At 61.6% G+C, this 23,706-nt stretch carries 22 protein-coding genes and 3 pseudogenes; 9 read left to right on the top strand and 16 right to left on the bottom strand.

Annotation, left to right across the window (positions count from 1 at the left end; genetic code table 11):
• Positions 1-46: 46 nt before the first annotated feature.
• The 4 genes from NKJ76_RS30150 to NKJ76_RS30135 are packed head-to-tail and all read left to right on the top strand — an operon-like array spanning position 47 to position 4,431.
• A complete protein-coding gene (locus NKJ76_RS30150; RefSeq protein ID WP_023704356.1) occupies positions 47-1,561 on the top strand; it encodes a sugar ABC transporter ATP-binding protein in 1,515 nt (504 codons plus the stop codon).
• Entirely contained in the window at positions 1,554-2,561 is a 1,008-nt protein-coding gene (locus tag NKJ76_RS30145) for an ABC transporter permease (RefSeq protein ID WP_023681803.1), read from the top strand. Before NKJ76_RS30150 ends, NKJ76_RS30145 begins: the two co-directional genes overlap by 8 nt.
• Positions 2,558-3,583: an ABC transporter permease gene (locus NKJ76_RS30140; protein ID WP_352539067.1), complete on the top strand. Its 1,026-nt coding sequence runs from the start codon at positions 2,558-2,560 to the stop codon at positions 3,581-3,583. Before NKJ76_RS30145 ends, NKJ76_RS30140 begins: the two co-directional genes overlap by 4 nt.
• Entirely contained in the window at positions 3,580-4,431 is an 852-nt protein-coding gene (locus tag NKJ76_RS30135) for a sugar phosphate isomerase/epimerase family protein (protein WP_023704358.1), read from the top strand. The genes NKJ76_RS30140 and NKJ76_RS30135 overlap by 4 nt, the downstream gene beginning before the upstream one ends.
• A gap of 204 nt (positions 4,432-4,635) precedes the next feature.
• Here the strand turns inward: NKJ76_RS30135 and NKJ76_RS30130 are convergent, their stop codons facing one another.
• Entirely contained in the window at positions 4,636-5,169 is a 534-nt protein-coding gene (locus NKJ76_RS30130) for an ABC transporter permease (protein WP_502882089.1), read from the bottom strand.
• 120 nt (positions 5,170-5,289) lie between these two features.
• On the opposite strand from NKJ76_RS30130, the gene NKJ76_RS30125 reads away from it, so the two are divergent.
• Positions 5,290-5,619, top strand: a complete 330-nt coding sequence (locus tag NKJ76_RS30125) for a GMC oxidoreductase (protein ID WP_023740511.1) — start codon at positions 5,290-5,292, stop codon at positions 5,617-5,619.
• 151 nt (positions 5,620-5,770) lie between these two features.
• Here NKJ76_RS30125 and NKJ76_RS30120 read toward each other — a convergent pair whose 3' ends face one another.
• On the bottom strand, positions 5,771-5,935 hold the full coding sequence (locus NKJ76_RS30120; protein WP_155922419.1) for a hypothetical protein: 165 nt from the start codon (positions 5,933-5,935) through the stop codon (positions 5,771-5,773).
• Between NKJ76_RS30120 and NKJ76_RS30115 the strand changes: the two are divergent.
• A pseudogene (locus tag NKJ76_RS30115) lies at positions 5,895-6,148 on the top strand (MBL fold metallo-hydrolase); the annotation flags it as partial. The gene NKJ76_RS30120 and the pseudogene NKJ76_RS30115 overlap by 41 nt on opposite strands.
• Positions 6,149-6,171: 23 nt before the next feature.
• Here the strand turns inward: NKJ76_RS30115 and NKJ76_RS30110 are convergent.
• The 7 genes from NKJ76_RS30110 to NKJ76_RS30080 all read right to left on the bottom strand — a co-directional run bounded on the left by NKJ76_RS30110 (position 6,172) and on the right by NKJ76_RS30080 (position 13,827).
• Positions 6,172-6,915, bottom strand: a complete 744-nt coding sequence (locus NKJ76_RS30110; RefSeq protein WP_023686849.1) for an ATP-binding cassette domain-containing protein — start codon at positions 6,913-6,915, stop codon at positions 6,172-6,174.
• A gap of 9 nt (positions 6,916-6,924) precedes the next feature.
• A complete protein-coding gene (locus NKJ76_RS30105) occupies positions 6,925-8,124 on the bottom strand; it encodes an alanine racemase (RefSeq protein WP_023818638.1) in 1,200 nt (399 codons plus the stop codon).
• 12 nt (positions 8,125-8,136) lie between these two features.
• The gene (locus NKJ76_RS30100) at positions 8,137-9,105 is read right to left on the bottom strand and encodes an ABC transporter permease (protein ID WP_023686847.1); all 969 of its coding nucleotides are present in this window, start codon (positions 9,103-9,105) and stop codon (positions 8,137-8,139) included.
• Between the two features lie 35 nt (positions 9,106-9,140).
• Entirely contained in the window at positions 9,141-10,202 is a 1,062-nt protein-coding gene (locus tag NKJ76_RS30095) for a substrate-binding domain-containing protein (RefSeq protein WP_023735717.1), read from the bottom strand.
• Between the two features lie 67 nt (positions 10,203-10,269).
• The gene (locus NKJ76_RS30090; RefSeq protein ID WP_031249128.1) at positions 10,270-11,331 is read right to left on the bottom strand and encodes a substrate-binding domain-containing protein; all 1,062 of its coding nucleotides are present in this window, start codon (positions 11,329-11,331) and stop codon (positions 10,270-10,272) included.
• 31 nt (positions 11,332-11,362) lie between these two features.
• Positions 11,363-12,616 (bottom strand): M20 family metallopeptidase, encoded by a 1,254-nt coding sequence (locus tag NKJ76_RS30085; protein WP_352539066.1) that lies wholly within the window; start codon positions 12,614-12,616, stop codon positions 11,363-11,365.
• On the bottom strand, positions 12,613-13,827 hold the full coding sequence (locus NKJ76_RS30080) for an ROK family transcriptional regulator (protein ID WP_023740507.1): 1,215 nt from the start codon (positions 13,825-13,827) through the stop codon (positions 12,613-12,615). Before NKJ76_RS30080 ends, NKJ76_RS30085 begins: the two co-directional genes overlap by 4 nt.
• Before the next feature lie 712 nt (positions 13,828-14,539).
• Between NKJ76_RS30080 and NKJ76_RS30075 the strand changes: the two genes are divergently transcribed.
• Together NKJ76_RS30075 and NKJ76_RS30070 are read left to right on the top strand one after the other, a co-directional pair.
• Positions 14,540-15,886, top strand: coding sequence for a family 1 glycosylhydrolase (locus NKJ76_RS30075; RefSeq protein ID WP_352539065.1), 1,347 nt, complete (start codon positions 14,540-14,542; stop codon positions 15,884-15,886).
• A gap of 452 nt (positions 15,887-16,338) precedes the next feature.
• The gene (locus NKJ76_RS30070; protein ID WP_502902371.1) at positions 16,339-16,467 is read left to right on the top strand and encodes a MucR family transcriptional regulator; all 129 of its coding nucleotides are present in this window, start codon (positions 16,339-16,341) and stop codon (positions 16,465-16,467) included.
• A gap of 172 nt (positions 16,468-16,639) precedes the next feature.
• Here the strand turns inward: NKJ76_RS30070 and NKJ76_RS30065 are convergent, their stop codons facing one another.
• The 7 genes and pseudogenes from NKJ76_RS30065 to NKJ76_RS30035 all read right to left on the bottom strand — a co-directional run bounded on the left by NKJ76_RS30065 (position 16,640) and on the right by NKJ76_RS30035 (position 22,569).
• Positions 16,640-17,188, bottom strand: coding sequence for a hypothetical protein (locus NKJ76_RS30065; protein ID WP_023738284.1), 549 nt, complete (start codon positions 17,186-17,188; stop codon positions 16,640-16,642).
• 196 nt (positions 17,189-17,384) lie between these two features.
• Positions 17,385-17,638: pseudogene (locus NKJ76_RS30060) on the bottom strand (Arm DNA-binding domain-containing protein); the annotation flags it as partial.
• 290 nt (positions 17,639-17,928) lie between these two features.
• Complete coding sequence (gene guaA / locus NKJ76_RS30055; RefSeq protein ID WP_352521147.1) at positions 17,929-19,491, bottom strand: glutamine-hydrolyzing GMP synthase; 1,563 nt, start codon at positions 19,489-19,491, stop codon at positions 17,929-17,931.
• Between the two features lie 55 nt (positions 19,492-19,546).
• Positions 19,547-20,215, bottom strand: a complete 669-nt coding sequence (locus NKJ76_RS30050; RefSeq protein WP_352539064.1) for a 5'-methylthioadenosine/S-adenosylhomocysteine nucleosidase — start codon at positions 20,213-20,215, stop codon at positions 19,547-19,549.
• Entirely contained in the window at positions 20,212-20,670 is a 459-nt protein-coding gene (locus tag NKJ76_RS30045; protein ID WP_023701303.1) for a PaaI family thioesterase, read from the bottom strand. Before NKJ76_RS30045 ends, NKJ76_RS30050 begins: the two co-directional genes overlap by 4 nt.
• 84 nt (positions 20,671-20,754) lie before the next feature.
• Positions 20,755-21,207 (bottom strand): TspO/MBR family protein, encoded by a 453-nt coding sequence (locus tag NKJ76_RS30040; RefSeq protein ID WP_352462148.1) that lies wholly within the window; start codon positions 21,205-21,207, stop codon positions 20,755-20,757.
• Positions 21,208-21,279: 72 nt separating this feature from the next.
• On the bottom strand, positions 21,280-22,569 hold the full coding sequence (locus tag NKJ76_RS30035; protein WP_023681821.1) for an RsmB/NOP family class I SAM-dependent RNA methyltransferase: 1,290 nt from the start codon (positions 22,567-22,569) through the stop codon (positions 21,280-21,282).
• 502 nt (positions 22,570-23,071) lie between these two features.
• Between NKJ76_RS30035 and NKJ76_RS30030 the strand changes: the two are divergent.
• Positions 23,072-23,550 (top strand): annotated as a pseudogene (locus NKJ76_RS30030) (MIP/aquaporin family protein); the annotation flags it as partial.
• Between the last annotated feature and the right edge of the window lie 156 nt (positions 23,551-23,706).

Here is a 23,706-nt window from a genome sequence, read left to right as displayed (position 1 = left end):
ATCAATCCCGGCACGCCCCATCCTTGTCATTTCAGAAGGGCCCGCCGTGAACCTCGTCGCGTCTACGACGCAGGACCTCCCATCGGTTCTGTCGTTTAGCAACATAAGCGTCACATTTGGTGGCGTTAGAGCCCTCCAGGATGTCGCCTTCGAGGTTCTCCCGGGTGAAGTGCAATGCATCGCCGGTGAGAACGGCAGCGGCAAGAGCACCCTGATCAAGGTAATCACCGGCGTTTGTCAGCCGCTAGCCGGCGCAAACATGTCGATCGCCGGAAAGTCTGTCGACATCATGTCGCCGGCTGCGGCGCGCAGCGCCGGGGTGGAAGTCATCTGGCAGGACCTCGCACTGTTTCCTGAAATGACAGTCGCGGAAAATATCGGGATCAGAACTGTCCTCGGCAACATGCCTCGGCTCGTCGATCATTCGCGCATTCGCGAGGTGGCGCGAGGGCTGTTGGCGCGGCTTGGCGCCGACCTCGATGTCGACGCGCCTCTGCGTAGCTTTGCAATCGCCCAACGTCAGATCGTCGCCATCGCCCGGGCGCTCGCCGGCGATGCGAAGGTTATTTTCATGGACGAGCCCACATCGTCGCTTACTCAATCGGAAACAGACCGGTTGCTCGCGATCGTTCGAACACTCTCGAATGAAGGCATGGCCATCGTCTTCGTCAGCCATCGCCTTGCGGAAGTTCTGGAGATCTCAAGTCGCGTCACCGTTCTGCGCGACGGTAAGGTCGTTGGGGTGTTCCCGACCGCCGGAATGACCCAATCACGCCTCACCGAACTGATGACCGGCAAGACGTTCGACCAAACCGTGAGCACGAGAAACCTTAGTGGATCACCCGTCGTGTTGAAGATCGATCGATTGACCCGCGCAGGCGACTATGACGACGTTTCGCTGACAATACGGCGAGGTGAAACGCTTGGCCTGACCGGGCTACTCGGCGCCGGTCGCACAGAACTCGCGCTTTCTATTTTCGGCATGCTGCGCCCAGACCGCGGCAGCATCGCACTCAACGGGACGGTTCTTCATCTGAACTCCAACCGCGACGCAATCCGCGCGGGTATTGGATATCTCTCCGAAGACCGCTTGTCCCTTGGTCTCATACAAGCTCAGTCCATCGCCGACAACGCCGTTATCCCGGTGCTCGACAAGATCCTTGATCGAGGGCTGATCTCCTCGGAGAAGAAGGACGCGCTCGTCAATCATTGGATCGAGGAATTGGCGATAAAAGTCGGGCGGCAGACCGATGCGATTTCCACGCTCTCGGGCGGCAACCAGCAAAGGGTGGCCATCGCCAAATGGCTGGCGGTCGGCCTGAAACTGATCATTCTTGATTCGCCAACCGTGGGGGTGGACGTTGGCGCGCGGGCCGGCATCTTCGAGATTGTCGCCAAGCTCGCTGCCGAAGGCCTGGCGATTCTGCTGATATCCGATGAAGTGCCGGAGGTCTATTTCAACGCCGATCGTATCCTTCATATGGCTGCGGGCAAGATAGTCGCCGAATACGATCCGCACGCCATCCCGCTCGGCGACCTGGAAGCTGCCGTCTATGCGTAACCGCGGCAAGCTCTTCCGGGCTCATCCCACCGAGACATGGCTCGTTGTGGTTCTTCTCATCATGAGCGCAGGTCTCTCCGTTGCGAGCGACAAATTCTTCACCATTGCCAATCTCTTCAATCTGCTCAACACAAGCTCGACAAATCTGATCTTCGCGGTTGGGCTGCTGGTGGTGTTGATCGCTGGGGGCATCGACATCTCCTTCGCTGTGGCCGCGTCAGTGGTTCAATACGTTGTGGCGCTGGCTCTAGCCCAAATGGGAGGTGGTGATTGGTTCATCGGCCTCACCTTGGCGGCAATTGTCGGGATCGCCCTGGGTGCGGTGAACGCCGGCCTCATCTACTATTTCCAGATCATTTCAATCGTTGTCACCATCGCCACCTTCAATATTTTTTTCGGCCTTCTGATGTTCTTCACGCACGGTGTATCGATCTACAATCTGCCTGCATGGTGGACGCATCGCACTGTGCTTTTCGAGTTCCAACAGGCGAATGGCAATTGGGCCGAGCTAACACTGCCGGTTGCGATCATGGCGGTCTGCGTCGCCGCCACCTGGGGGCTTATCCGGTATACCACCACGGGACGGCAGCTATACGCTTTTGGCGATAACCCGGAGGGCGCCCGTCGCCTCGGTATCAACATCGCGGCGATGCACTTCATTGCCTTCGGCTGGCTTGGTTTGATGGCCGGGATCGCGGGACTTGTGCAGGTGCACTATTCCCAGGAAATCGTGCCCAACGCATTGGTGGGGCGCGAGCTGGACGTGCTGGCAGCTGTTGTCCTTGGCGGTGCCAGGCTGGGTGGCGGGCGCGGCACCGTGCTCGGTTGCATCCTTGGCGTGTTTCTTGTGTCGGTGACGCAAAACGGGCTGAACCTCCTCGGCATCTCTCCCTATGCTTTCAAGATGATCGTCGGGGCGATCATCTTGATTGCCATCACGCTGTCCAACGCGCCGCTCGGGCATATCCTCGCGGGCTTGCGGCAGAGGATGGGTACATGACGCAGCGCGTGCTCGAAACTGGAGCGCTACGGCACGGATTCTTGCGCCGTCTTGCCGGCACGTTGGGCGCCGAGAATATCGGACTTTTCCTGGCATTGATTTTGGTGATTGCATTCTTCGGATCTCTCTCGCCGCGATTCCTGTCCAAAGCTACCTTTGAATCGGTGGCCTTCCAGTTGCCTGAACTTGGACTGCTTACGCTCGCGATGTTGATGCCGATCATCTCGGGCGGCATCAATCTCGCCGTGACGTTCACGGCCAATCTCTGTGGCCTCACGCTCGCCTGGGTTCTTCAGGCCAACGGAGGACCGGACGCAAGCATCTATGCCTTTCTACTCGGTTCCGTTCTTGCGGTCGGCGTTGGCACGGCAAGCGGCTTGGTCATGGGCCCGGTGATAGCCTATACCGGCGCGCACCCCATCCTCGTTTCGCTCTCGGTGATGATTTTCCTGCGCGGCCTTGGCGAGTTTCTGACCCGCGGCGCCGATATTTCGGGCTTTCCCGAATTCATCCAGCCCCTGGGCCACGGCAGCATCGTCGGCATTCCTGTCCCGCTGCTGATACTGCTCGGCGCAGTCATCGTCTGGCATGTTTTGATGACCCGAACCAGGCTTGGCTTTTCAAACTATATGGTCGGCTCCAACATCGAGGCGACGCGCTATTCCGGCATCTCGACGCGACGCGTGATCATTCTGATCTACGCGCTGTCTGGCGCCATGTGTGCGTTGGCCGGCATTATCATGATGGCACGATTCAATTCCGTCCGTGTCGGCCATGGCGAGTCCTATGTGCTGATTACGGTGCTTGCCTGCTTTTTGGGCGGGGTGAATCCGTTTGGCGGCTTCGGCAAGGTCGTTTCGGTCTTCCTAGCCCTCATCGTTTTGCAGTTGCTTTCTTCGGGACTGAATCTCTTGGGCGCCAGCCAGCACCTGGCCACAGCCATTTGGGGCATCATGCTGATCGGCGTCATGATCTTGCGGTGGGCTGCCGGGCAGCTCAATTTCATGAGGATAACACGATGAAGGGTTTTGGCGTTCATACGAGCATGTGGACGAGTGGTTGGTCCGTAGAGGGCGCCGAGCACACTGTAGCGGCGGTGAAAAAATACGATCTCGATTTCATTGAAATTTCGCTGGCCGATCCATTTTCTTGCGATGCCGATCACACCCGCAAGCTGCTGGCGGCAAATGGCATGCAGGCGGTGTGCTCGCTAGGGTTGCCCGAATATGCGTGGGCATCGCGCCACCCACAGGAGGCGATTGACTTTCTCAAGGTGGCTATCGACAAGACGGCCGACATCGGAGCCCAGGCGCTATGCGGCGTAATCTATGGCGGCATCGGCGAGCGTACTGGCGTGCCACCTACGCAGGACGAACTTGATAACATTGCAAAAGTGATGACGTCCGCCGCCGCGCAAGCCAAGTCTCGCGGCATCGAACTCGGTGTTGAAGCCGTGAACCGCTACGAGAACCACATCATCAACACCGCGGCTCAGGCGGTGGCACTAATCGAGAGAGTCGGCGCCGACAATATGTTCGTGCACCTTGATACCTATCACATGAACATAGAGGAGAAAGGTATGGGCAACGGTATTATCGTCGCCCGCGATTACCTCAAATATATCCACCTCTCCGAGTCTGATCGCGGCACCCCAGGCGAGGGCAATTGCAATTGGGATGAGACGTTCGCAACGCTGGCCGCGATCGGCTTCAAGGGCGGGCTCGCGATGGAGAGCTTCATCAACATGGATCCGCGTCTGGCGTTTGGCCTCAGCGTGTGGCGTCCGGTGGCCGAGAGTGAAGCGGTTGTAATGGGCAACGGTCTGCCGTTCTTGCGCAACAAGGCACGGCAGTACGGGCTGATCGCATAAGTTACATCGCCATGCGAGATCGAAACTCGGCACATCATGAGCCGACTGCATCGACATTGCGGCGACTGCCTTCGAAGCAGGAGCCGCTTGAGAGGCAATATTGCGGCGTTTTAGATCCCGGCCTTCGGCTGCCCCCCGGGCGCAAGCAGCCAACCGGTCGGCGATCGCAACTGCCGTGAACAATCTATTTCACCGGCTCGGGCATCACAGCCTACCTTCGGCGGTTGCGAGCCGGCCCCGCATCAATTCGCGGCGCTTTCGAAACTCTGTGTATTCCTGGTCGGCCAGTACCCCGATCAGGATCACCGATCCACTCACGGCAAAGTTGAGTGAGGAGGGAATGCCTAGAAGATTGACAAGGTTCTGAAGCACCTGCAGCAAGATCGTTCCAAGCACCACACCAATGATTGAGCCTTCCCCGCCCCGCAACGAGAACCCTCCAAGGACGGCGGCGGCGATCGCGTAGAGCTCGTAGAAATTGCCGTGCGAGCTTGGCAGGATCGAGCGTGTGTACATTGCGAGAAAGATGGATGACAGCGCCGTCAGCCCGGCGCAGATCACATAGGCGCAGATGATAACCCGGCCGGTACGGATTCCCGAAAACCGCGCGGCCTCTTCATTTTTGCCGACGGCGTAGAGGTATAGTCCGAAGGCGGTACGGTGCAGAACGACCAACATCACCGCCGCCAGGACAAGCAGGAAGACAAAAGAATGAGGAATGGGAATGGAGGTAGGCATTGTTGGTAAGAACCGAAACCAGATCGGTGCGACCGGTGGTGAGATATTCCAGATCCTCGAAGCGGGTTTCGTAGGGAAAGCCTGCCGTCGCATCTTGGTGTTGCCCTGCTGCTCGCCGGCATGAAGATCGCCCGCACCATCCTGCGTCAGCCGGCCCTGCAGGCGGTGATCGCCGAGGAGCTGTCGCTGGGCGGGGCCGCCGACCTTTCCGATCAGTCCATAACAGACCACATCCTCGAACACGCCAAAACGGTCTATCACCCCTGCGGCACCTGCCGGATGGGCAGCGATGACCAGGCGGTGGTCGACCCGCAATTGCGCGTGCGCGGCGTGCCGCGCCTACGCATCTGCGACGCCTCGATCATGCCGCGTCTCATCAGCGGCAAAACCAACGCGCCGGTGATCATGATCGCCGACCGCTGCGCCGATTTCATCCTCGGCAGCGCTTAGCGAAAAACGGGCAGCCGAGAGAAATCCAGGCTGTTTTGAGACGGTGTATCTGTCCAGCGCATGCAGCGACTTGTCGCGACCGAAACCGGACAGCTTGACTCCGCCGGGCGGCACGGTGATGTCGGCGCCGCCATACATTGCATAGGTCCTATCAAATCGAGACTGGGACAGCGATGCCAACGCGCTGCTGTTGGCCGCCAGAAAGCTGGTGCGGATACGCCTGGAGAAATTCAGGCGATGCAGGCAGCTTCACCAGACGCAGCAGTTCCAGCAGCATCCATGACGGCGCCGAAGTCGCGCCCGGCTTCCAGATCATCGCTGCGCCGGCCACACGCCCGGCCACTCGGTCTACCTCGCAAACTACGGCAAGGAACAGCGCATGATTTCGGCCGACACGATGTATGTGCCAGCGCTGCTGGCGCCGCATCCGGAGTGGCAAGGCAGCTACGACCAGAACGGGCCGATGGCGATCACCACGCGGCACAAGCTGATCGATCGCGTGATTGCCGACAACATCCGGATCTCGGGCGGGGGCTCTCAGAGAGGTTCCTGCTATTGCTGCTGCAGGCCGGTGATCATGGCAATGATCTCGTTCTTATCGGTCTTCGCGGTCTCGCGAATTCCAATCTGCTTGCCACGCCTGAGAACACAGATGCGGTCGGAGAGCTTGAAGACCTGGTCGAGGCTGTGGCTGATGATCAGGATGCCGACATTGCGCTGCTTCAGCGACTGGACGATAGCCTCCACCCGGGCGGTTTCGGCAACGCCCAGCGCCGCCGTCGGCTCATCCAGCAGGATCAGCTTGCTTGCCCAATGCGTGGCGCGCGCGATCGCAACGCCCTGGCGCTGGCCGCCGGAGAGATCGCGGATAGTGGCGTGGGCGGAGGGGATGCGCACGTCCAGTTCCTTCACCAGTTTCTCGGTCTCGTCGATCATGCGGCGGCGGTCGAGCAAACCGAGGCGGTTCAGCGGCTCGCGGCCGAGGAACATGTTCATGTAGACCGTCTGCTGGTCGGCCAGCGCCAGGTCCTGGTAGACGACCTCGATGCCGTGCGCGCGCCCCATGGTGGCATTCGACATCGTCACCGGTTTTCCTTCGATGACGATGGTGCCGGACGAGGGCGGGTGGACCCCCGAGACGATCTTGACCAGCGTCGACTTTCCGGCGCCGTTGTCGCCGACGAGTGCAACGATCTCGCCCGGGAAAACCTCGAGCGAAAAACTCTCGATCGCGGTGATGCCGCCGAAATTCTTGCGAATGTCGTGCAGCTGAAGGATGGGCGCGCTCACCGTCATGTGTTTCTCCTAGACTGGCCAGGCATAGGGTTCACCGAAGCCGTTCTCGATGGTTTCCACTTTCGGATTGTCCGTCGAAATGCCCGACACGCCGACAATATGGGCGCGGGTGACGAAGGCCTGGCCACGGAAGCCGAACACGGCGCTGTCGCCAGGCTTCGGCGCGTTCGCGCCGGCGGCATCGATCATGGCGTAATAGTCGATCGCCGAGGGCGGCGGCACCTCGACGCTGCGCAGTGCCGAGCCTGCCGTTGTCGGTTCAGCCGAGACGATCGCCTTGACGTCGTAGTCGGGGAAGATCGGATCGATGTAGAAGCCGCCGCCAAGGCAATAGGCCTTGCCGCCGGAGAGATGCGAGACCTCGGCGAGATAGAGCACCGCCGGCAGCTCCGGCAAATCTTCCATGACATGCAGCGCGGTGGTGCCATGTAGTCCATTGCCGGGCTCGCACTGCGTCGCGCCGGCCTCGGCGAGTGCCGCCAGCATAACGCTCGACGTGGTGCCCGGCGCGTTGATCTCAATGTCCTTGCGGCCTGCCTTAGCCAGCGCTTCCGCAGCTTTCGCGAGCGTCGCCAGATTGGGGGTCGGCAGCACTTTTCGCGAAGCATGGTCGAACAGCAGAGCAGGGAAAGTGGTGATGCCGGCGAAACGGCCGCCTTCGACGGCATCCAGCCGGTCGGCGACATCGATAATGTCGGCGGCATTGAAACCGCCTTCATGGCCGCGATAGAAGATATCGCCTTCGGCGGCGATGCGGGCCAGCAGATGCTGCACATAGCCGGCCGCCTTGGCGCCTGTTGCCGCTTCCCCAGCCTTGGTATCATTGAACACGGTCCAGTAGTCCGGCTTGAAGGTTTTCGCCGCAGCCGCCGCTTCGAATTTTGCGACCTGCTGGAGATGGCCGAGATGGCCAAGCTTCATGCCTGCCTTGTGGGTGGCGCGGGCGCAAGCCATGTCGACGGCGACCGCGCGGTCAATGCCGCCGCGCATCACAGCCCGGCAGAACGACGAGGAGCGGCCGACCTGCTTGGTCATGGCGAAGATCTTCAGGCCGTTGCGGTTGGCCTCGCTCTTGAGAACCCGCGCATTGGCCTCAACCGTGTCGAGATCGAGCACATAAGCATTGGCCGGCAGCTTACCTTGCTGGTGCAACCGGATAGCTGATTCGATGAAGGCGGGGTTGCGGCGGCGCAAAATGTCGAGAAACATGGATGGCTTCCTTCAGCGGTTCTTTTCGCGCAGCGACACGGCGACTGCGGTCAGGATGATGAGGCCGCGCACGATCATCTGGTCGGAGACCGACAGGCCCATCAGGATCAGGCCGTTGTTGAGCATGCCCATCATCAACGAGCCGACCAGCGCGCCGACCACGGAGCCCTTGCCGCCATTGAGCAGCGTGCCGCCGACGATGACGGCGGCGATGACCGTCATCAGGTCGGTTTCGCCGAGAGTATATTTCGCCGCCTGCAGGCGACCGGCATAGAGCAAGCCGGCAAGACCGGCGAGCCCGCCGCTGATGGTCAGCACGGCGAGCCTGATCCTGGGCACGCTGATGCCCGATACGCTTGCGGCGCGGGCATTGTCGCCGGTCGCCAGCACATGCGCGCCGAAACGGGTTTCGCGGAACACCAGGTGGCCGATGGCCACGGCAATCACCGACCACCAGACGAGTGAGGGGACACCGAGCAGCGAGCCGGAACCGAAGAAGCCGGTGAACGCTTCGTTGGTCACCGAGATCGAGCGAAGGTCTGTCATCGAACGCGAAACGCCGGCGAACAGGCCGAGCGTCGCCAGCGTCACCAGGAAGGAGGGCAGCCTGACATACGCCACCAGCACGCCGTTGATGACGCCGATCAGCAGGCCGGCGCCGAGGCCGGCGACTATCCCTGCCGGCATGCCGTACGCGTTGATGGTGACGGCGGCTGCAAGGGCCGCCACCGCCACGATCGAGCCGATCGACAAATCTATTTCGCCGGCCGACATGACGAAGACCAGGCCGATGGCCATGATCGTCACCGGCGTCGTCTGCAACACGATGTTCGATAAGTTTCGGACGGTGAGGAAGCCGCTGTCCCTCAGCACAATGGCGAAGAACAGGAAGATCGCCAGGAAACCGAGGTAGACGACATATTGCTGCAGATTGAAGCGGCTGGCGAAGCTGCTACCGGCGCTGGTGTTGGCACTGGACATTTTATTCCTCCGGTGGTGAGCGCTTCGCCTCGAGCCTATTTCACCGCGTCCGCGATAGCCGCCGGTACGTCCCTGTTGAGGGACTTCTTCCAACCGTCCTTCACCGTGTCCTTGGTGACGGCGATGGAATCTACGGCATAGAATGGTTCGGCCTTCTTGCCGACCAGAGAACCTGCCGAGGCGCGCGCCAGCGTCACGCCAATGCTGTAGGCCTCGTCGGCGACGAGGGCCGCGATGTTGCCGCCCTTGACCATGTCGAGCGCGGCAGGCTCATTGAGGTCGAGCGTGACAATCTTGGTGTGCGTGTTGCCGGCACCGCGCAAGGCCGAAAGCACGCTCAGCGCCGGTTCGGCCCAGGTGACATAGATGCCGTCCAGGTCCGGATGCTGGGTGATCATCGCCTGGGCGATGTCTTCGCTGCGCGCCGGGTCGGCCATGCCGGCCTCGGCCTCGATCTTCATATCGGGATAGTCCTGCTCGATGGTCTTCTTGAAGGCCTGGTCGCGCTGGTTGGTGACGTAGAAGTCGGCATCGTGGAAGATGTAGCCGACCTTGCCTTTCTTGCCGAGCGCCTCGGCCATGGCGATGCCGGCCTTGTTGCCCATCTGAAAGAGATCGTCGGAGACGATGGTGACATAGTCCCTGCCCTGCTTGTAGCCGGCCGGGGAATTGTCGACGAAGCCGAGCTTGACGCCGGCCTGTCGTGCCGGATCGTAGACCGAAGCTGCAGTCGCCGGATCGACGGGAAGCGACAGGATGATCGACGGCTTTTTGGCCATCACCGTCTCGATATCGGCCTTCTGTCGCGCGGCGTCGAAACCGGCATCGGTCTGCGCCACCACCTCGATGCCGAGGCGCTTGAATTCGTCATGGGCGCCGGCATTGACGGCGTTGGTGTATTCGCTCATCTCGTGCCAGACGAGGGCGGCGGTGAACTTGCCGTCCTTGATCTGCTGCTCTTCGGCTGGCGTCAGCGTAAGACTGCTCGCCGGCACCGGCTTTTCACCATTCGGTCCTGTGGTGACGCCTTCGGCGGCGAAGGCGTGCATGGCTAGCAGGCTCGCCACCGTCGTTATGATTGCAGATGCTATGCGCATGTCCCGATTCCCCTTTTTGTTGTCGAAGAAAAGCTCCGGTGCGGCGGGCCGCGCCGGAGCGAGAGCCTTACTTGAACGCGTCGAGCACCGGCTGCGGCGCGTCGCGGTTGAGCGAGTCCTTCCAGCCCTGCGCGACATTCTCCTTGGTGACGGTCAGGGCCGGGGCGACGACGAAGGCTGGTGTCGGCTGGCCAAGCAGCGACTTCATGCCGGAAGCAGCCATGGCGCGGCCGAGTTCATAGGCCTTGTCGGCGACGAGGGCTGCGACATTGCCGCCCTTGACCATGTCGAGCGCGACCGGCTCGGCGAGGTCGAGCGTGACGATCTTGGTCCTGGCGTTGCCGGCGCCGCGTAGCGCCGACAGCACGCCGTCGGCCGGCTCGGCCCAGGTCACGTAGATGCCGTCGAGATCGGGATGTTGCAAAAGCATCGCGTTGGCCAGTTCCTCGGCGCGGGCCGGGTCGGATATGCCCTGTTCGGCGACGATCTTGATGTCGGGATAGACCTTCTCGATGGTGGTCTTGAAGGCTTGGTCGCGCTGGTTGGTGACGTAGTAGGCAGCGTCGTGGAAAATGTAGCCGACCTTGCCCTTGCCGCCGATCGCCTTGGCCATCGCGTCCGCAGCCTGCTTGCCCATCTGGAATAGATCGTCAGTCACGATCGAAGCGTAGTCGGTGCCCTGCTTGTAGTCCTTGGGCAAGTTGGACAGGAACACCAGCTTGGTGCCGTCCTTGACCGCCTGGCGGAAGGCTTCTGCCGAGGTGACCGGGTCGAGCGGCAGCGCCAAGATGACGTTGGGCTTGGCGGCCAACGCCGTCTCGATGTCGCTGCGCTGGCGGGCGGAGTCGAACTGGGCATCCGTTTTGACCGCAATGGTGATACCGGCGCGGGCGAATTCGTCGGTGGCGCCGGCGGTTACCGCATTGGTGAAATCGGACGAGGTGTGCCAGAGCAAGGCAGCCTTGTAGCCCTTGTCCTTGAGCGCGGCGATGTCGGCATCGCTTAGGATCACCTCGGCGCTCGGCGTGGCGCTCTCGCCCTGCGGGCCGACCGTCTGTGCGAAAGCTGGGTTGGCGGCAAGCATCAATCCGCCGGCAAAGGCGGCGGCGATCAGTGTCTTCATCGGCATGTCAGTTCTCCCATTTTGCTTCGTTGGTGGTTCAGTCGGCCACGCCGCAATAGCGGGCCATGAAGGCGGCGAAGCCGACTATGCCGGCGAAATATTCCTCGACATCCACGTGCTCCTCGAATGTGTGGCAATTCCTGATGTCGCCGGGCGCGCAATAGACGGCAGGAATACCGAGCTGATTGATGATGAAGGGGGACTCCGACCAGAACGGTGCGCCCTCGATGACGCCGCGTCCGCTCATTGCGCCGGCCATCGCGTCGGACAGCATGGCGACTTCCGCCCGCGTTTCGCCGATCTCGGCAGCGGTGCCGCCCAGCCTGTGGTCGCGGCCGGCGGGGTAGGCGAACTCTACCGAAATATCCGGATCGGTGATCGCGCCGCGCACGGCAGCCTCGATCTCGGCGGCGGCGGTGTCGAGGTCTTCGCCAGGCAACAGCTTACGGATCAGCGAGAGCGTGCAGCGCTCGGGAACGGCAATGTAGCCGCCGCCGGCAAGCCCGGTGATAAGCAGGAAGCCGCGCCCGACCAGTTTGTGCTCGGCGCGCGCGGCGACCTCATCCGAATGCTTCCAAAGCGCCGTCATCGCGGCATGGCTTGCACGGAGCGCATCCTTGCCGAGTTCTGGCACACCGAAATAGGCGGATTTGCCGGTAATCGAGATATCGGTGATGAAGAAGCCGATCTGCGCCGCATAAACGGCCAGGCGGGTCGGCTCGACATAGACGCTGAAATCGGGTGCTGTGACCTCGCCGGTCTCGATGCGTCCGACGAAGTGCTTGATCCCGGCGGAAATGCCGGTGCCGGGCTGGCCGCTCTCCTCGTCGCCGATGAAAGCGAAGGCGACGTCGCCCTTGAGGCGAACGCCTGCCTTGTCGAGTAGCGCGAGTGCCGCCAGCGAAGCAGTGATGCCGGCCTTGAGGTCGCCTGAGCCGCGGCCCCAGACAGCACCATCAATGATCGGGGCGGCGAACGGATCCTCACGCTCGGTGCCTGCCCAATGCTCGCGCCAGCCGTCGACATGGACGGTGTCGGTATGGCCGATGAACAGCAGGTGCTTTCCCTGGTCGGCCCCCTTGCGCTCGCCCCAGATGTTGGGCCGCCCGGGAAGGAATTCCGTCCTGGTCAGGCCGCTGAGGTCAAGGTCGCGCATCCTGGCTTCTAGGAAGTCGACGAAGTTGGCTTCGTTGCCGGTGATGCTCTCTCGGCCGATGGCGCCGCGAAACAGCGTTAGTGCGTCGTCGCGGTCGAGCGCTGCCTGCAGGCGGGCGGTAATATTGCGAGTCATATCGCGGCCTCCTTCAGCGCGGCGGCCTGGGCAGGCGGCAGCGAAATCCGGCCATCAGGCGCGTCGACGCCGAACAGCGTGTTGTGCAACTGGCCAAGGCCGATTGCCGCCGCGCCAATGAGGGCTGCGCGTGCGCCGAGTTCGCTCGCCTCGACCCTGACCGGATAGGGGAAGCATAGCGGCAGAAGCGCCTGCACCCTGGACAGGATTTCGGGCCGCAACCCAATCGAGCCGCCGAGGATAAACTTTTCTGGATTGGCGATTGCCGCGATTGCCGCAACGCCTTGCGCCAGATGGCGGGCAGTTTCGTCGAGCACGGTGAGCGCGTCCTTGTCGCCAAGCGCGGCATTCTCGAATATTGCCGGCACCGAGACCTGCCTGCCGGTGAGAGCGTGGTAGCGATCGGTCATGGCGTGGGTGGCCACCGCGCGTTCGAATGCGCCGGTGCGCAGTGATTCCTCGGTGAAGGGATCGGCCCCGATCGGCATGAAACCGATCTCGCCGGCGGCGTGCCCAGCACCCCGCACCAGATGGCCGCCCAGCATCAGCCCGCTCCCGATGCCGGTGCCGAGCGCGACGTAGGCGAGATTGTCGATGCCCTGGCCTTGGCCGAGCCAGTTCTCGCCAAGCACCGCGAGATTGACGTCGTTCTCGATCATCACCGCGACGCCGAGCGCTTCTTCGAAGGCATCCAGCACATTCATTGTGTCGAAGCCGGCAATGTTCGGCGCCATTAGAATGCGGCCGGTGGCCGGGTCAGGAGCGCCAGGCGCGCCGATGACGGCCAGGCGTATCTTCTTGCGCGCGACGTGCTGTCTGGCCGCGGCATCGAAGGCCAGCGCTGCAATCTGATCGACGACGAACTGGCCGCCGCGCGGATCGGTCGGTGTGGCGGCTTCGGCAAAGATCTGGCAGGCAAGGTCGGTCAGCGCGACCCGCACCTTGGTACCGCCAAGGTCGACGGCGATGATATAGGCTGCGTCGTGGACCAGTTCGTAGGTGACGGCGGTGCGCCCGACATGGCCGCTGGTGCGGCCGGTTTCCTGGACCCAGCCCTCCTGCTCGAGCCCGCGCATGATTTCGGAGATGGTCTGCTTCGACAGGCCCGTCAGCTTGGCGATCGAGGCGCGGGAGATCGGCCCGCCCTGGACGATCGCTTCCATCACGGAGCGCTGTGAGAACTGACGGGATATGCGCGGCAGGTCAGTCACATTGAACTCCGGTTAATTCGTTCTATGACCGAACTTATTATTCGGAACTGGACCTGTCAATGTATGTTCGCGAGCGGCCGTTTTTGCGTACGCGAACATTGATCCGAAGGCAGGATTCAGGCGCGTTGCTGCTGTTCGGCAGAAGATAAATGCGGTCAGCGAATGGCTGGATCAGCTTCTTGAATCAATTTGGCGAACAGCTTCGTAGCCATTGACGAATAACGATCATGCTAGTGTCTGAGGGTCACTGTTTTCTACAGGAGATCAATACAGCGGATGGTTCGCCGGTCCATATCTCTCGTATTCTCTCGTATGGGTCTGTCGAACCAAAGGACGATGAACGAGACTAACTATTGGCTTCGAGAATATTGGTGATGTACCGCGGGTCTGCCTCCCAGTGAATGGCTCAAATGGGGCCGGCAGCGGAACGTCCGCTTGCAGTTTGCAAACGTGGATAGCTACCATACCGCTTTCACTTGCAAAGGCGCGTTTGACGCCAACTGGTCTGGCCCGAAGCCGACATCTCCGTCCAGCATAGTCCGACCATGTTCGGCGCAAGCTGCTCGCTTGAACCGTGGGATAGAATTCCGCCAATTTCAGGCACGTGGTTGTCAGGCGCCTACCGAACTTGACAAGCAGTCTTGCAGGAACTGCGTCGAGCACTGAACGTTTGACCAAGCGCGGGCATCTCCGCCTTGGCTAAGGACCATCAATGTTCACGTTCATGTTTGCCACCGGCATCGAGAACAGCACCCCCACCATTCGACAAGGCCGGGAGCGCGTCGACGAAATGGAAAAATGCCGCTTCTACGAACGATGGCGCACCGACTTCGAACTGGTCCAGGATCTCGGGGTGCATTTCCTCCGCTACGGACCTCCCATCCACAAAACGTGGCTGGGTGATGGACGTTATGATTGGGCATTCGCCGATGAGACCTTCGCGGACCTGAAGGCGAAAGACATTCTTCCGATCGTCGACCTTTGCCATTTTGGCGTGCCGGACTGGGTTGGCAACTTCCAGAACCCGGACTTTCCGACACTATTCGAGCACTACGCCAGGGATTTCGCGATGCGCTATCCGTGGATCCAGCTCTTCACCCCAATAAATGAGATGTTCATCTGCGCCACCTTTTCGGCTCGCTGGGGATGGTGGAACGAACAACTGAGCAGCGACACTGCTTTCGTCACCGCCCTCAAGCACATCGTGAAGGCGAACGTGCTTGCCATGCGGGCGATCCTCGAGGTGCGGCCGGACGCCATCTTCATACAGAGCGAATCCTCGGAATACTTCCACGCCGATTCTCCCGAGGCGGTCGGCAGAGCGGAACGGTTCAACAGCGAGCGTTTCCTGTCGGTTGATCTCAACTACGGTCATGACGTCGACGCGCACACCTATCGCTATCTTCTCGAAAACGGGATGACGGCCGAAGAATACAGTTTCTTCCTGGAGAGCCATCTGCGCAGGCATTGCGTGATGGGCACCGACTATTACCAGACCAACGAACATCGGGTTTGGGCAGACGGAACGACGTCCGGGTCCGGCGAGGTGTTTGGCTATGACGAGATCACGCGGCAGTACTTCAACCGCTACCGGCTTCCCGTAATGCATACGGAGACCAACATCAGCGAAGGCGCCAATGGAGACGAAGCCGTCTATTGGCTGTGGAAAGAGTGGGCCAACGTGCTGCGGATCCGCAACGATGGCATCCCCATCGTAGGCTTCACCTGGTACTCGCTGACGGATCAGGTGGACTGGGACAGTGCGCTTCGGGAGAACAACGGACGGATCAATCCGCTCGGCCTCTATGACCTCGACCGAAATCCGAGGGCGGTGGGGCGCGCTTTCAAGGCGCTGATCGCGAACTGGAACAAGCTGCTGGCCACACAAAGTGTCTGCCTTGCTTTGCCGGTCTTTCTTCCCTCACAGCAGGACGATGCCATTGTTCGCGCGCAACAGAATTATGCGCGCAGCCTGCTGAGCGTCGATCGGGTCGCTGAAGGCTGGACTGAACCACTTGCTGCTCCCCAGAAAGAGGTCGAACCTGATGCGCCTGGATAACAAGACTGCAATCGTAACGGGTGCTGCAAGCGGGATTGGACTGGCCATCGCCATGCGGTTGGACACCGAAGGTGGGCACGGGTGAGCCGACGTGGGTGGAGGCAAGGTCCAGAAGGCGCGAATGCGGTTCGACAAGGGGCGCTCCGGGGAGACCGCTATCACGGTGCTGTCGACTTGCGCTCACGCGTTCGGCAGGTTGGTGATAATCGTCAACAACGCGCCGGCCTGGTAATCTTTAAACCCTTGAGGCTCACTAGCGCGGTCTGGCTGAAGGTGCTGAGCGTCGACCTGCTGGGCGCAATTTATTTCGCCCGAAAGGCATTCGCTCATATGACATCTGGCGGCGTCATCGTAAACGTATTGAGTGTGCGCGGTCGAGACGAGCTCCGCATGTCAAGCTATACGCTGCGGCAAAGGCCACCCTCCTGTCTCTAACCGAGACGCGACGGATATTGCACCTTGGCCGACTGGGCATGACTCCGGACGATTACCGAACCAAATGGAACCTGCCTCGCAATTACCCGATGGTGGCACCCAACTATTCGGGAAGCGTTCCGCATATCGCCTCTAACGCCCAGTAGCGGACAGCTCTCACCTGAGGCGTCAGTCGTCGTTGAAGCGCTCCGGCATCGCATTCGAGACCAAGGCTGGTGCACAAGGATCATGACATCGAATTCCACTCTATACAGGAACAAGTGCCTTTCCTCGGGATTAGGGTTCGACGCCGCAACGGCGTCGAACCCCAAAGGAGACTCACATGAAACGTAAGATTTTGACAGCTACAGCGATCTCTCTCTGTCTCGCCACCGCGGCCTTGGCGCAGTCGTCGGGAACATCCAGCGGCACGAACGGAACGTCCGGCTCATCGGCCGGGTCGGGTATGAGTTCTACGTCCGGCTCAGGCCAAAGCGGTATCCCGAGCGGCTGGGACAGCAAGCTCTCGGGCTCATTCTTCAGCGACGCCAATTCGGGAAGACTTCTGTCGCAGGATGAGATCCGCAAGAACTGGTCGTCCCTGAGCTCTGAACAGCAGGCACAGGTTCGCTCCGACTGCTCGAGAATGACGGCCAGTAACGGCACTGGCTCTGGCACAATGACCGGCACGTCAGGTAGCTCGGCTTCGACCGGCAGTGATACAACGGCGAGTGTCGGCACCGGCTCTGGCACAGCCACCGGCACTTCAGGCAGCTCTGGTTCGACCGGCAGTAACACCACGGCCAGCAACAGCACTGGTTCGGGTACAACCACCGGCACGTCGGGATCCTCGAATACAGCTGGCGACACGACCGCCAGCACCAGCACGGGTTCGGGCGCGAACTCGGCTGCTCAAATGGCTTCGATGCAGCAGCTCTGCACCCAGGTTCAAGGGATGTGACTGAATGCGGGCTCCGGGCCGGCTTGGCCGAGATAGAAGAGGCCTTGACGGCCCGGACATCGCTTTGGTTTGGTAGCCATTCGGCGCTGAAGTCGGCCGGTGATCGGTGTCACAACTCGGCGCTTGTATCGCCGGCGACCGTCCCTCGCCAATAGCGCGCTTCGCGTCGAGACACTTCTCTCGGGCAAGGGCAAGTGAGATTCCGTCCCGTCCATACCTGCCAAGACAGACCGTCTCGCGGCGTCCGTTGAGCCTGTAATCCAGCCGAAAGGAGATCGCGCCACTAGGCATGACGCGAACATACATGCCGTCGCGGTCCGCAATCTTGTAGATTTTCACTTTTGGTTCAGGGCTTTAAGGGCGACGTCCGTCAGCATTCCCCGCTACCTCCTGAAAAGTACCGTCAGTACAATTTCGAGGCTCTTCGGCAGAACATTCGTTTTATCTTCAGTGCCTTAAGGCATCAAAAAACACCGTCAGAGCCTCATTGGATCTGACGGTACTTCGAAAAATCTGAGCTAGCAATTTGCGGAAGGTCCGTCAGCCGGTCCGTCAAATCCAATCTCCGCACCGATTGTCGCTAATTGTCTCCGAATGGATTTATACGTGTTATCAAACGGTTGTGGAGTGCAATGGCGTGTTTCCGGCGGCTTTGGGTAGGTCTGAATCATTCCCACTCGATGGTGCCTGGCGGCTTCGACGTCACGTCGTAGACGACGCGGTTGATGCCGCGGACTTCGTTGATGATGCGGGTGGCCGCCGCGCCGAGGAAAGCCATGTCGTAGTGGTAGAAGTCGGCGGTCATGCCGTCGACGGACGTCACGGCGCGCAGCGCGCAGACGAATTCGTAGGTGCGGCCGTCGCCCATCACACCGACGGTCTGCACCGGAAGCAGCACGGCGAAAGCTTGCCAGATGGCGTCGTAGAGGCCGGCCTTGCGGATCTCGTCGAGATAGATGGCGTCGGCCTCGCGCAGGATTTCGAGCTTCTCGCGGGTGATACCGCCGGGGCAGCGGATGGCAAGGCCTGGTCCAGGGAACGGATGGCGGCCGATAAAACTTTCGGGCAGGCCGAGTTCCTTGCCCAGTGCCCTCACCTCGTCCTTGAACAGTTCGCGCAGCGGCTCGACCAGTTGCATGTTCATGCGCGCCGGCAGGCCGCCGACATTGTGGTGCGACTTGATGGTCACCGACGGGCCGCCGGTGAAGGAGACGCTCTCGATGACGTCGGGATAGAGCGTGCCTTGCGCCAGGAAATCAGCGCCGCCGAGTTTCTTGGCTTCTTCCTCGAACACTTCGATGAACAGCCGGCCGATGGTCTTGCGCTTCTTCTCGGGGTCGGACTCGCCTTCCAGCGCCGAGATGAATTTTTCCGACGCGTCGACCAGGATCAGCGGCAGATTGTAGTGCTGGCGGAACATCGCCACCACGCCGGCGGCCTCGTCCTTGCGCATAAGGCCATGGTCGACAAGAATGCAGGTCAGCTGGTCGCCTACCGCTTCGTGGATCAGCAAGGCAGCGACCGATGAATCCACGCCGCCCGACAGCGCGCAGATCACCTTGCCCTTGCCGACCTGCTCGCGAATGGTTTCGACCGCATGCTCGCGATAGGCGCGCATCGTCCAGTCGCCTTCGATGCCGGCGATGTTGTGCACGAAGTTTCTCAGCAGCCTGGCGCCATCCGGCGTATGCACAACTTCCGGGTGGAACATGATGCCGTACATCTTGCGCGCGACGTTGCCGAAAATGGCGAAGGGCGAGCCTTCCGACTTGCCGAAGACCTCGAACCCCTTGGGCAGCGAGATGACGCGGTCGCCATGGCTCATCCACACCTGGTGGCGCTGGCCTGGCGCCCACAGGCCCTCGAACAGCGGGCTGTCCTTCTCGATCTCGACGAAGGCACGGCCGAATTCGCGATGGTTCGAGCTTTCGGCTACGCCGCCCATCTGCACGCACATGGCCATCTGGCCGTAGCAGATACCGAGCACCGGCACGCCGGCATCGAAGACGATCTGCGGCGCGCGCGGGCTGCCGATGTCTGATGTCGAGGCGGGACCGCCCGACAGGATCACGGCTTTTGGATTGATACGCTTGAAGGCAGCTTCGGCCGATTGAAACGGCACGATCTCGGAAAACACGCCAGCCTCGCGGATGCGGCGGGCGATGAGCTGCGTAAACTGGCTGCCGAAATCGACAATCAGGACTGTATCGGGATGATTGGCTGTCGTCATGGCGAGCCTTTAGAGAAAGAAACGAGTCGGCGCAATGGGGTGCGTAGCCCGACTTTCAGAGCGCTGCCGGCTCTTGCCCAGGCTGCTCCTTGTGTAGCGTGCCGGAGCCGATGGCCTGTTCGAGGCGCACGACTGCATCCGCCAGCTTCTCGTCGATGACATGCAGATATTCGGTCCAGTCGCCAACGTGGCGCAGATCGGCTGCACCGTCTGAAATGCCGCGCAGGCCGATAAGCGGGATATCGAACAACTGGCAGGCGCGCAGGCAGGCGAAGGTTTCCATGTCGACCATGTCGGCGGCGATGGCGTCATAGGCGGCACCGGTGATGATGGCGCCGCCGGTCGACAGGCTGGCTTCTTTAATGCCCGGTATCCTGAATGATAGCGGGACGGTCACCGGCAGGTCGAGGAACGGCGTCGCGCCTTTTTCGAAGCCTAGCGGCGAAGCGTCGATGTCGCGATAGCTGACCGAGACCGCCTGGTAGATTTCCGTCTGCTCCAGTGTGCGGCTGCCGGCGGAGCCGAGCGAGACGACGAGATCGGGCAGCGTCTTCTCAGACTTCAGCCATGACAGTTCGGCGCCGAGCCGCACACCTGCCTCGACCGGGCCGACGCCCGTCATCAGCGGCGTGAACAGTTTCTGCAGATGCGGACCGTATTCCGCTTGCGCCGCCATGACGAAAAGAACGTCCTTGCCGCCAATTCGCGTAACGCTGGCCATCATCCCGCTATCCCGTCACGGCCAACCACCGTCATCATCGTGCCGGTCATGGTCGCGATCAGCTTGGCCTCGCCATCGGCGGCAAAGGCGTACGCTTGGCCATCGGCGACAATGATGGTGCGGCCGGGTTTGGTCACCGAGCCGCGGAACAGGAAGCGTTCGCCCCGGCCGGGCGCCAGGAGGTTGACCTTGAACTCAATGGTCAGCACACCGGAATTTTCCGGCATCAGCGAAAATGCGGCATAGCCGCAGGCCGAATCCAGCGCCGTCGAAATCACCCCGGCATGCAGGAAACCGTGCTGCTGGGTCAGTGCCTGGGAATAGGGCATTTCGATCTCGATGATGCCCGGCGTCACAAGCGTCAGCTCGGCGCCGATGGTCGCCATCGCCTGCTGGCGCGCGAACGACGCCCTTACGCGGTCCTCATAATCGGGTGCGGGTACGATCTTTGCTGCCATGGCCATCGCCCTGATTTATCTGCAAAGCTTATCGCAGACGCCTGAACGCCACGCAAATGCTTTTGCTGCACTGCAGCAAAGCACTCAGTTCAACAGGAGCAGCGACGCGTTGAGCAAGGTGGCGAAGGCCACCCATAGGGCATAGGGCGCAAACAGCCAGCCGGAAACCCGGTCGCGGTTCCACACCGTGGCTATGAACAGCGCAATGCTGGCGAGAAGAGCCAGGATCACGACCAGTGCCGGCCCCACCAGTTTGGCGCCGAAGAAAGTCGGCGACCACGCGAAGTTCAGAACAAGCTGGAGGGCCCAGATCTTCATCGCGGCGCCTGCTCGTTCCCGCTCCCATGTCCGCCAGCCGGCTACGGCGATCAGGACATAAAGGAGCGTCCAGGCCGGCGCGAAGACCCAGTTGGGCGGGTTGAAGGGCGGCTTGGCGAGCGAGGCATACCATTCACCCGGCAACGTCGCATAGCCGATCAACAGGCCGCCGCCGAGCACCAGAATGAGGAAAAGCAGAAGCGACACATATCTTTGCAAGAATTCTACCCCGTCTGGCGGCCGACGCCGCGCATCTGCAACTGGCGCTATGTCAGCCTGTCAATCGCAGCGTCAATTCGCCCGACGCAGCGCACAGAAATAGAACCCGTCGGTGCCGCTGAGCGCCGGCGACAGCGAGATATCGCTTGTCTTGCCGATCCGGGCGGCCGCTGCGTGACCGGGGAAGCTGGCATCCCAAAGCGCGCGATGATCGACCGGAACGAAGCCCTTGTGCCGTTCGCGAAAGGCGGCGACCTGCTCGCCATTCTCCTCGTCGAACACCGAACAGGTGATGTAGACCAGCAGGCCGCCCGGTTTGACATAGGCCTTCGCCGCATCGAGGATCGCCGACTGCTCGCCCTTGCGGGCATCGAGCTGTCTTTGCATCAGCCGCCATTTGGCGTCTGGACGGCGCCGCCAGGTGCCGCTGCCGGTGCAGGGCGCATCGACCAGCACGATGTCCATGTGGCCTGCGAGGGGGCTGAGCTCAGCCGGCTTGGTGACAACCTGGACGTTGCGGTTTTCCGAACGGCGGAGGCGGTCGAAGATCGGCGCCAGCCGCGCTTTTTCGGCATCATGGGCGAAGACCTGGCCTTTGTTGGCCATCGCCGCCGACAACGCCAGCGTCTTGCCGCCGGCGCCGGCGCAGAAATCGAGCACCTGCATCCCGGCTTGCGCGCCGGCAAGGGCGGCAACGATCTGCGAGCCTTCGTCCTGGACCTCGAACCAGCCTTTCTGGAAGGCCGGCTCGGCCTGTACGTTCGGGTGCCTGCCGTCGCCGTCGATGGGCGGGATGCGAATGCCTTGTGGCGCGATAGCGGCTGCCTTGGCGCCGGTTTCGGCGAGTTCCGCCAGCACTTTGGCGCGGTCGGACTGCAGCGTATTGACCCTGATGTCGAGCGGCGGGCGGGTCGCCAAAGCCGCCCCTTCCGCAACCCAGTCTGCGCCAAAGGATCGTTCGAAGAGCGGCGCGCACCAGTCGGGTATGTCCGCCCGCACCGCCTCCGGCGCGTCTTCAGGCCGGCGCTCGGCCAGCGCCTGCAACTCGGCGGCGCTGAGCAGCGGCGGCGCGAACTTGTCACCCTGGAGCGCATCGTTGAGCGACTGCGGCGTCTGGCCCCATTCGATGAGCAGCGCGCCGAAGCCGATGGCGCGGGGCGTGTCTTCACCCAAAAGCCAGCCGGCTGAACGTTTGTGGCGCAGCGCGTCGTAGACGATGTTGCCGATCGCCGCGCGGTCGCCGCCGCCCGCAAAGCGATGCGACAGGCCCCAATCTTTCAGCGCATCGGCCACCGGCCGGTGGCGCCGGCCAATGTCGTCCAGCACTTCAATGGCTGCCGCCAGCCGTCCGCCCAGTCGCATTCGTCATTCCATCTATCGAGCACAGTATCTTTCGGCCTGCTCTTAGAGCGTTTCTCGTCGAGATTGAACCCCGCTTGAATTTCGCGGCGACGAGGCCTTCCGCTCGCGGCCGACGATTTTCCCCGCCGGCAAATGTCTGCACGCCGGCGATAACAAATCTCAAATATATGCAAGGTCTCTAATGTTGGTAACTGGCCGCCGTAAGCACGATCTGTGGCGCAATTGCTCTGCTTTCCAAGCTTTTGCGTTGGGAATACTCTTTGCGCCATGATTCGCGGCGCGGAAAAGCGGACCGACGGATCGATGCGAGGAGAGGGCAATGAAAACGCTGTGGATCATCGTCTCCGGCCAGACCGGCGGGCACACCACCGGTTTCGGCGCCAATGGCTGGGACGTGGTGGCTTCCTGGCCCAGCGGCAAGTCGGCGAGAAAGCCACCCGTCGCCACCGACGCCGTGCCGATAAACACCAATAGAAATGTCCCTAGAACTTCCGCAAGATACATCGGCCTGGCGTTCGGCATCGGCCTGATTGCGGCGGCTTACGCGGTGGGTCCCATCTCAGGCGCACATCTCAACCCGGCCGTCACGCTCGGCGTCTTCCTTGCCGGCCGGCTGCCGGCCAAGGATGTCATTCCTTACTGGATCGCGCAGATCATCGGCGCCATTCTGGCCTCGCTGGCGAAATGGGGGACGAGTTCGGCCTTCCTGTGGGAGCTGATCGGCACCTTCACCTTCGTCACCGTCATCCTCGGCGTCACCGCCGAGAAGCACTCGACGGCGTTCGCCGGCCTGGTCATCGGCCTGACGCTGGCCGGACTGCACTTCGCAATGATCCCGGTGACCGGCACCTCGCTCAATCCGGCGCGTTCGATCGGCCCGGCGCTGTTTACCGGTGCCGCAGCCCTCAGCCAGCTCTGGCTGTTCATCGTTGCGCAATCGCTGGCGTCGTCGCCAAGGCACGCATCTTCGAAAAGGACTGATTTCGAAGCCTGCGAAAACGAAGGGGGGGGGGGGGGGGGCGCCCGCCGCGGGGGGGGGGGGGGGTGTTGGGGGGGGGGGGGGAGAGTAGGTGTTGTAAAAAAAAAACCACCCCCCCCCCCCCGGGCGGGGGGGGGGGGGGGGGGGTGGGGTGTGAT

The sequence above is a fragment of the Mesorhizobium sp. M0029 genome, from assembly GCF_040323735.1.
Taxonomy (GTDB): domain Bacteria; phylum Pseudomonadota; class Alphaproteobacteria; order Rhizobiales; family Rhizobiaceae; genus Mesorhizobium.
This window is presented reverse-complemented; position numbering and strand designations above follow the sequence as displayed.